The organism is Streptomyces sp. YS-3 (genome assembly GCF_045257485.1).
Classification (GTDB): Bacteria; Actinomycetota; Actinomycetes; order Streptomycetales; family Streptomycetaceae; genus Streptomyces.
Map to the genome: position 1 here is coordinate 1 of NZ_JBJHPC010000334.1, position 8,169 is coordinate 8,169.

Annotated in this window: 6 protein-coding genes; 5 read left to right on the forward strand and 1 reads right to left on the reverse strand. The window is 70.9% G+C overall.

Annotated features, from left to right (window positions below; all coding sequences use genetic code 11):
* Positions 1–178 precede the first annotated feature (178 nt).
* Entirely contained in the window at positions 179–1,969 is a 1,791-nt protein-coding gene (locus tag ACJA3G_RS23995; protein ID WP_406555105.1) for a glycosyltransferase family 2 protein, read from the forward strand.
* Positions 1,970–1,972: 3 nt separating this feature from the next.
* Entirely contained in the window at positions 1,973–3,928 is a 1,956-nt protein-coding gene (locus ACJA3G_RS24000) for a galactose oxidase-like domain-containing protein (RefSeq protein ID WP_406555106.1), read from the forward strand.
* Between the two features lie 51 nt (positions 3,929–3,979).
* Here the strand turns inward: ACJA3G_RS24000 and ACJA3G_RS24005 are convergent, their stop codons facing one another.
* Positions 3,980–5,020 carry a glycoside hydrolase family 6 protein gene (locus tag ACJA3G_RS24005; protein ID WP_406555107.1) on the reverse strand — a complete coding sequence of 347 codons (1,041 nt, stop codon included), beginning with the start codon at positions 5,018–5,020 and terminating at the stop codon, positions 3,980–3,982.
* Between the two features lie 158 nt (positions 5,021–5,178).
* On the opposite strand from ACJA3G_RS24005, the gene ACJA3G_RS24010 reads away from it, so the two are divergent.
* The 3 genes from ACJA3G_RS24010 (at position 5,179) to ACJA3G_RS24020 (ending at position 7,890) form a co-directional block, all read left to right on the forward strand.
* The gene (locus ACJA3G_RS24010) at positions 5,179–5,688 is read left to right on the forward strand and encodes a MarR family transcriptional regulator (RefSeq protein WP_329401795.1); all 510 of its coding nucleotides are present in this window, start codon (positions 5,179–5,181) and stop codon (positions 5,686–5,688) included.
* Between the two features lie 78 nt (positions 5,689–5,766).
* Positions 5,767–6,105 (forward strand): DUF3817 domain-containing protein, encoded by a 339-nt coding sequence (locus ACJA3G_RS24015; RefSeq protein ID WP_406555108.1) that lies wholly within the window; start codon positions 5,767–5,769, stop codon positions 6,103–6,105.
* A gap of 84 nt (positions 6,106–6,189) precedes the next feature.
* The gene (locus ACJA3G_RS24020) at positions 6,190–7,890 is read left to right on the forward strand and encodes a methylmalonyl-CoA mutase (RefSeq protein ID WP_406555109.1); all 1,701 of its coding nucleotides are present in this window, start codon (positions 6,190–6,192) and stop codon (positions 7,888–7,890) included.
* Positions 7,891–8,169 lie beyond the last annotated feature (279 nt).

Here is an 8,169-nt window from a genome sequence, read left to right on the forward strand (position 1 = left end):
CGACAGGCCCCCGGCCGCCCCGCGCGGCACCGGGGGCCCTGTCGTGCCCCGGGCGGCGAGAAGACGGCCCGCCGCCGCTTCAAACAAGAACCGCTCACTCGGAGTACTCCAGTCGACACGCCGAAGAATCTCCACTTCTGTGGGGGTATCTACCTGTCTCGATCACCTGGAGGGCACAGTGCGGTCGGAGAGTCCGTCGGAGCGTTACGACTACGAGGCCCACAGCCGGCTCGCCGGACCGCTCACGGAGGCCGACAGGACGGGTTACCGGGTGCGGTACCGCAGTCTCCTCTCCGCCGAACCGCACCGAATACGCGCCGTCCTGCTGATGGCACTGGCGCCCGTGCTCACCGCGGTCCTCCTCGTCTACCTGGTGTGGCCCACCCACTGGGTGGAGCGCGAGGGCGGCGACGAGTGGCTGGTCGGACTGGACATCGCGATGCTCGTCGCGATCGGCCTGATCGAGCTCTTCATGCTCGTCAACGTCGTCTCGATCGCCCACGCCACGATGGTCGCCCAGGACCCCGTACCGGTGTATCCCGAGCCCGGTACCCGGGTCGCCTTCCTCACCACCTGGGTGCCCGGCAAGGAGCCGATATCCATGGTCCGGGCCACCCTCCGGGGCGCGGTCCGCCTGCACCACGTGGGCCCCCTGGACGTCTGGCTCCTGGACGAGGGCGACGACGACCGGGCCAGGGCGCTCTGCCGGGAGCTGGGGGTGCACCACTTCACCCGCAGGGGCGTCCCCGAGTGGAACCGCCACAAGGGCCCGCACAAGGCCCGTACCAAACACGGCAACTACAACGCCTGGCTCGCCATGCACGGCGCCGACTACGACTTCTTCGCCTCCGTCGACACCGACCACGTACCGCTGCCGAACTTCCTGGAGCGGATGATGGGGTACTTCCGCGACCCCGACGTGGCGTTCGTCGTCGGCCCCCAGGTCTACGGCAACTACGACTCGCCCGTCACCAAGGCCGCCGAGTCCCAGCAGTTCCTCTTCCACGCGCTGATCCAGCGGGCCGGCAACCGCTACCGCGCCCCGATGTTCGTCGGCACCAACAACATCGTCAGGATCAGCGCGCTGCGCCAGGTCGGCGGGCTCCACGACTCGGTCACCGAGGACATGGCCACCGGCTTCGAGCTGCACCGCCGCCGCAACCCCGGGACCGGCCGCTTCTGGCGGTCCGTCTACACCCCGGACGTGCTCGCCGTCGGCGAGGGCCCCGAGTCCTGGACCGACTTCTTCACCCAGCAGACGCGCTGGTCGCGCGGTACGTACGAGACGCTCCTCAAGCAGTACTGGAAGGCGCTGTTCCGGGTGCCGCCCGGGCGGCTCCTGTCGTATTCGCTGATGCTCGTCTACTACCCGATGACCGCCGTCAACTGGCTGCTCGGCATGGTCAGCTGCGTGCTGTTCCTGTGGTTCGGGGCCTCCGGCACCCAGGTCTCCGCCTCCGTCTGGCTGATGCTCTACAGCGACGCCGCCGCCCTCCAGATCGGCCTCTACCTGTGGAACCGCCGCCACAACGTCTCGCCCCACGAACCCCAGGGCTCCGGCGGCCTCGCCGGCATGGGGATGTCCGCGCTCTGCGCGCCCGTCTACCTCAAGTCGCTCCTCTCGGCGGTGCTGCGCACCCGCGGCCAGTTCGTCGTCACCCCCAAGGGCGGCGCGGCCAGCCCCGACCGGCTGTGGACCTTCCGCATCCATCTGTTCTGGGCCGCGGTGCTCGTCGTCTCGCTCGGCGCCTCGGTCCACTACGGCCACACCCACGCGGCGATGCGGACCTGGGCGGTGCTCGCCCTCGCCATCGCGCTGGCCCCGGTCGCCGTCTGGTCCTTCGGCGTCCGGCGCGAGCACGCGGCGGTCCGGCGGCAGGCCCCGGCACGGCCGGCCGAGCCCGCCGAGACGGAGGCCGCGCTCGCCGCCGCCACCGCACCGGCTGCCTCGACGACCGGAGGGAACTGACCCATGGCCCAGCGGCTCTCCCCCCGCACCAAGAAGACGCTCCTGGGCGGCGGCGCCGTCCTGCTGCTCGCCGGGCTCAACGCCCCGGCCGCGCTCTCCTTCGCCGAGGAGCAGTACCACGCGTACCGGATCCGCCAACCCGACTACATGCGCAAGTACGGCGCCTGGGACACCGTCGACATTCCCGCGAAGTACCGCACCAACGCGATCCACGCGGCCCTGCTCCACACCGGCAAGGTGCTGATCATCGCCGGGTCCGGCAACAAGCAGGAGAAGTTCGACGCGGGCTCCTTCGACACGGTGCTGTGGAACCCCACGGACAACTCCTTCAAGAAGGTCCCCACCCCCGAGGACTTCTTCTGCTCCGGCCACGCCCAGCTCCCCGACGGCCGTCTCCTGGTCGCGGGCGGCACTGCCCGCTACGAGGTGCTGGACGCGCAGATGAAGCGGGCCGGCGGCGGGATGCGGGTGAAGAACGAGAACCCGGACAAGGCCGTCACCCTCAAGAAGGGCACCCGTTTCCGCTCCCCGTCGGGCGTCGCGTATGTGTCGAGGTTCGACGTGACCGTGCCCCCGGCCAAGCGCGAGTTCGAGATCGGCTACTACGCCACCGGCCAGATGAGGCCGTGGAAGACCAAGGTCACCCCGGCCGAGGCCCGGGTCTTCGTGGAGGCGACGGCCGAGGGGCCCGAGTCGGTGACCACCCGGCAGGCGCAGTACGCGATCGAAGGGCTCAGCGGCGAGGACGCCGAGAACACGTACGGCCTCGCCGAGAAGATCACCATGGACAAGCAGGACTTCCAGGGGATCCGGTCGGCGTACGAGTTCGACCCGAAGGCGGAGAAGTACGTCCCCGTCCCGCCCATGCGCGAGGCCCGCTGGTATCCGACGCTCACCACCCTCCAGGACGGCCGGGTGCTCGCCGTCTCCGGACTCGACGACGTGGGCACGATCCTCGCGGGCGACAACGAGATCTACGACCCGAGGACCAAGAAGTGGTCCACGGGGCCGTTCCGGTACTTCCCGACCTACCCCTCGCTCTTCCTCACCAAGAGCGGCAAGCTCTTCTACTCCGGCGCCAACGCGGGCTACGGACCCGCCGACAAGGGCCGCGAGCCCGGCCTGTGGGACCTCACGGCCAACACCTTCCAGAAGATCGGCGGCCTGGGCGACGGAGACCAGCTGGAGACGGCGAGCTCGCTGCTGCTCCCGCCCGCCCAGGCCCAGCGGTTCATGCTGCTGGGCGGCGGCGGGGTCGGCGAGTCCAAGAAGTCCACCCCCCGCACCGCCCTGGTCGACCTCGCGCAGGACAACCCCGCCTTCAAGCCCGGGCCCGAGCTCCCGCAGGGCACCCGCTACCTCAACAGCGTGATCCTGCCCGACGACTCCGTCTTCACCACCGGCGGTTCGAAGGACTACCGGGGCCGCGGCGCCAGCAACATTCTCAGGGCCCAGTTCTACGACCCCGCCTCCAACGCCTTCCGCGAGGCCGCCGACCCCACGGTCGGGCGCAACTACCACTCGGAGGCACTGCTGCTGCCCGACGGCCGGGTCGCGACCTTCGGCTCCGACTCGCTCTTCGGCGACAAGAACAACACCAAGCTCGGCAAGTTCGAGCAGCGCATGGAGATCTACACCCCGCCCTACCTCTACCGCGACAAGGACAAGCGCCCGGCGCTGGGCGACGGCCCGCAGGCGGTCGGCCAGGACCGCCGCGCCACCTTCCCCGCCGCCCACCCCGAGCGGATCGCCAGGGCCCGGCTGATGCGGCCGAGCGCGGTCACCCACACCACCGACGTCGAGCAGCGCTCGATCGACGTACGTCTGACCAAGGACAGCAACTCGGTGACCGTCGAGGTGCCGCGCGACAAGGCGCTCGTGCCGCCCGGCTGGTACATGCTCTTCGTCACCGACGCCCAGGGCACGCCGTCCGAGGCGAAGTGGCTGCTGATCGACTAGACGGACCGGACGACCGGATGACCGACCGAACGGCTCGCGCCGGGCGGTGGGTCAGGCCCTGGAGCGGCGGGCCAGGTCCAGGGCGTACTCGGGCCACCAGGCGCCGGCCGGGGGCCCGCCCCGGCAGGTCCCGTCCGAGTCGCCGGGCCGCTTGATCCACAGGTACGCGTCGAGCAGCGGGTCCCCGGTCCCGGTGGTCGGCGGGGTGCCGAGCGCCCGGCCGGGCGGGTTGCACCAGGCCTGTTCGGGGTCCTCCGGGAGCGGCCCGGCCCCGTTCCGGCTGGTGTCGACCACGAAGTGCTTGCCGCCGAGCCCCTGGGAGACCCTGGCGCCGTACGCGCGTACGGACTCGTCCGTCTGGAAGTTGGAGACGTTCAGCGCGAACCCGTCCGCGCGGGCGACCCCGGCCCGGGTCAGCGGCTCGACCAGCCGGCCCGGGTCCGGCACCCAGGCCGGGTTGCCCGCGTCCAGGTAGACCCTGGTGTTCGGCAGCTTCTTGAAGTGGTCGATCGCCTCGTTGAGCAGCTGGTACCGCTCGTCCCGGTGCTCGGGCGTGGTGCAGCCGTCGACCATGTGGGCGACCGCGTCCGGCTCCAGGACCACGATCGCCTTCGCGTCCCCGATCGCGTCGCCGAACCTGCCGTACCAGGTCCGGTACGCGGCCACGTCCGGGGCGCCGCCCGCCGAGAGCCCGCCGCAGTCGCGGTGCGGGATGTTGTACGCGACGAGCAGGACCGTGCGGTGGTTCCTGGCCGCGCCCGCCACGGCCCGGCGGATCCCCGGCCCCGGGTCGTCCCCGGAGGGCCAGTCGGCCACCGGCCGGTCCGCGATCCGCCGCAGCGCCTCGGCGTCGGCGGTGCGCCCCTGCGCCTTCCAGATCCTGATCTGCCTGGCGGCGTTGCTGTCCGGGTCGACCCAGAAGGGGCCGCCGGCCGCCGGCTCGGCGCCCTCGCCGGTGGAGTGGCGCTCGGCGGAGGCGGAGGTCGCGCCCTCGGGGGAGGAGGAGCAGCCGACGGCCAGGGTGAGCAGGGCGGCGGCGAGCAGGATGCGGTGCCGGGCGTTCGCGGGCCGGGCCTTTCCGTGCCGGAACATACGGCTCCCTGGGGTCACGGGCGTAACACAGGACGCGGGCAATCGTGACATATCGGTCACTCACCGCAGGGGAGCGCCACGGGCGGGCCGGGCATGGGGAGTGGGCCGAAGTGTGAGACGGAGCTGACCGGCATGTGACCAGTCGGTAAGGTCGACGCGTGCCGAAGCCCCTCAGCCTCCCGTTCGACCCCATCGCCCGCGCCGACGAGCTCTGGCAGCAGCGCTGGGGACCGGTCCCCTCCATGGGGGCGATCACCTCGATCATGCGCGCGCACCAGATCCTGCTCGCCGAGGTCGACGCGGTGGTCAAGCCGTACGGGCTGACCTTCGCGCGCTACGAGGCGCTGGTGCTGCTCACCTTCTCCAAGGCCGGTGAGCTGCCGATGTCCAAGATCGGCGAGCGTCTGATGGTCCACCCCACCTCGGTGACCAACACCGTGGACCGGCTGGTGCGGTCGGGGCTGGTCGACAAGCGGCCCAACCCCAACGACGGACGCGGCACCCTCGCCTCCATCACGGATAAGGGGCGCGAGGTCGTGGAGAACGCGACGCGGGACCTGATGGAGATGGACTTCGGGCTCGGTGTCTACGACGCGGAGGAGTGCGGCGAGATCTTCGCCCTGCTGAGGCCGCTGCGGGTGGCCGCGCGCGATTTCGAGGACGAGTAGGGCCCGGCCCGTTCGTCGCGCCCCCCGAAGGGGTGGCCCGGCCAAGATCGCGGGTTCGCGGCCGTTACGCTCGTAGGCATGAAAAAGAGCGTGCTGACCCGGTACCGGGCGATGGCCTACATCACGGGCGTCCTCCTCGTCCTGCTGACTCTCGGCGTCATCGCCAAGTACCTGCTGGACATGGACGGCGCGGCCGACTTCACCAAGATCGTGGGCATCGCGCACGGCTGGCTGTACGTCCTGTACCTCGTCTGCGCCTTCGACCTCGGCTCCAAGGCGAAGTGGCCGGTCGGCAAGCAACTGTGGGTGCTCATCGCCGGCACGATTCCCACCGCCGCCTTCTTCGTCGAGCGCAAGGTCTCCCGCGAGGTGGAACCCCTGGTCACGGACTCGGCGCCGGTCGGGGCCCAGGTCTAGGAGCCGGTCCGGCCCCCCGCCCGCGGAGAACCGCGGGCGGTCTGCCATCGACATTTACTAGGACGCCCTAGTAAATTCGAGGGTATGGACGCTGACGCCATCGAGGAGGGCCGCCGACGCTGGCAGGCCCGTTACGACAAGGCCCGCAAGCGGGACGCGGACTTCACCACGCTCTCCGGGGACCCGGTCGACCCGGTCTACGGGCCCCGCCCCGGGGACACCTACGAGGGCTTCGAGCGGATCGGCTGGCCCGGCGAGTACCCGTACACGCGCGGACTCCACGCGACCGGCTACCGCGGCCGGACCTGGACCATCCGGCAGTTCGCGGGGTTCGGCAACGCCGAGCAGACCAACGAGCGCTACAAGATGATCCTCAAGGCGGGCGGCGGCGGCCTCTCCGTCGCCTTCGACATGCCGACCCTGATGGGCCGCGACTCCGACGACCCGCGCGCGCTGGGCGAGGTCGGCCACTGCGGTGTCGCCATCGACTCCGCCGCCGACATGGAGGTCCTCTTCAAGGACATCCCGCTCGGCGACGTCACCACGTCGATGACGATCAGCGGCCCCGCCGTACCGGTCTTCTGCATGTACCTGGTCGCCGCCGAGCGCCAGGGCGTCGACCCGGGCATCCTCAACGGCACGCTCCAGACCGACATCTTCAAGGAGTACATCGCCCAGAAGGAGTGGCTCTTCCAGCCCGAGCCGCATCTGCGCCTCATCGGTGACCTGATGGAGCACTGCGCCGAGGGCATCCCCGCCTACAAGCCGCTCTCCGTCTCCGGGTACCACATCCGCGAGGCCGGGGCGACGGCCGCGCAGGAGCTGGCGTACACGCTGGCGGACGGTTTCGGGTACGTGGAGCTGGGGCTCAGCCGCGGCCTCGACGTGGACGTCTTCGCACCCGGTCTCTCCTTCTTCTTCGACGCGCACCTCGACTTCTTCGAGGAGATCGCCAAGTTCCGCGCCGCGCGCCGGATCTGGGCCCGCTGGATGAAGGAGGTGTACGGGGCGAAGTCCGACAAGGCGCAGTGGCTGCGCTTCCACACCCAGACGGCCGGTGTCTCGCTCACCGCCCAGCAGCCGTACAACAACGTCGTACGGACGGCGGTGGAGGCCCTCTCCGCGATCCTCGGCGGCACCAACTCGCTGCACACCAACGCCCTGGACGAGACGCTCGCCCTGCCGAGCGAGCAGGCCGCCGAGATCGCCCTGCGGACCCAGCAGGTGATCATGGAGGAGACGGGTGTGGCCAACGTGGCCGACCCGCTCGGCGGCGCCTGGTACGTGGAGCAGCTCACCGACCGCATCGAGGCGGACGCGGAGAAGATCTTCGACCAGATCAAGGAGCGCGGACGGCGGGCGCACCCCGACGGGCAGCACCCCATCGGGCCCATGACCTCGGGCATCCTGCGCGGTATCGAGGACGGCTGGTTCACCGGCGAGATCGCCGAGTCCGCCTTCCAGTACCAGCAGTCCCTGGAGAAGGGCGAGAAGCGGGTCGTGGGCGTCAACGTGCACCACGGGTCGGTCACCGGTGACCTGGAGATCCTGCGGGTCAGCCACGAGGTGGAGCGGGAGCAGGTGCGGGCCCTGGCCGACCGCAAGGCCGCGCGGGACGAGGCGCGGGTGCGGGCGTCCCTGGACGCGATGCTCGCCGCCGCGCGCGACGGGTCGAACATGATCGTCCCGATGCTGGACGCGGTGCGCGCGGAGGCGACCCTGGGGGAGATCTGCGGGGTGCTGCGGGACGAGTGGGGCATCTACACGGAGCCGGCGGGGTTCTAGGCGGCCGGGTGGGCCGTCGTTCGTCTGCGGGTCGAGTAGGGCTGGGGCTTGTCGCGCAGTTCCCCGCGCCCCTGGGTCCCCGGGTGGGCTGTCGTTCGTCTGCGGGTTGAGTAGGGCTTGTCGCGCGGTTCCCCGCGCCCCTGGGTAGTCCGCCGCAGCGGGGAAACCCGGCTCGGCCCCAGGCCTTTAGGGGCGCGGGGAACTGCGCGCTCAGCCCCCGCCTGCCCGCGGCCGAATACACCAGGCCGCCCGCCAAGGGCTTTCGGGAAGGGGCGGGGT

Excerpts from the sequence above, each read along its gene's own strand:
- ACJA3G_RS24000 (WP_406555106.1), top strand. The coding sequence starts at position 1,973 with ATGGCCCAGCGGCTCTCCCCCCGCACCAAGAAGACGCTCCTGGGCGGC.
- ACJA3G_RS24005 (WP_406555107.1), bottom strand. The coding sequence starts at position 5,020 with ATGTTCCGGCACGGAAAGGCCCGGCCCGCGAACGCCCGGCACCGCATC.
- ACJA3G_RS24015 (WP_406555108.1), top strand. The coding sequence starts at position 5,767 with ATGAAAAAGAGCGTGCTGACCCGGTACCGGGCGATGGCCTACATCACG.
- ACJA3G_RS24020 (WP_406555109.1), top strand. The coding sequence starts at position 6,190 with ATGGACGCTGACGCCATCGAGGAGGGCCGCCGACGCTGGCAGGCCCGT.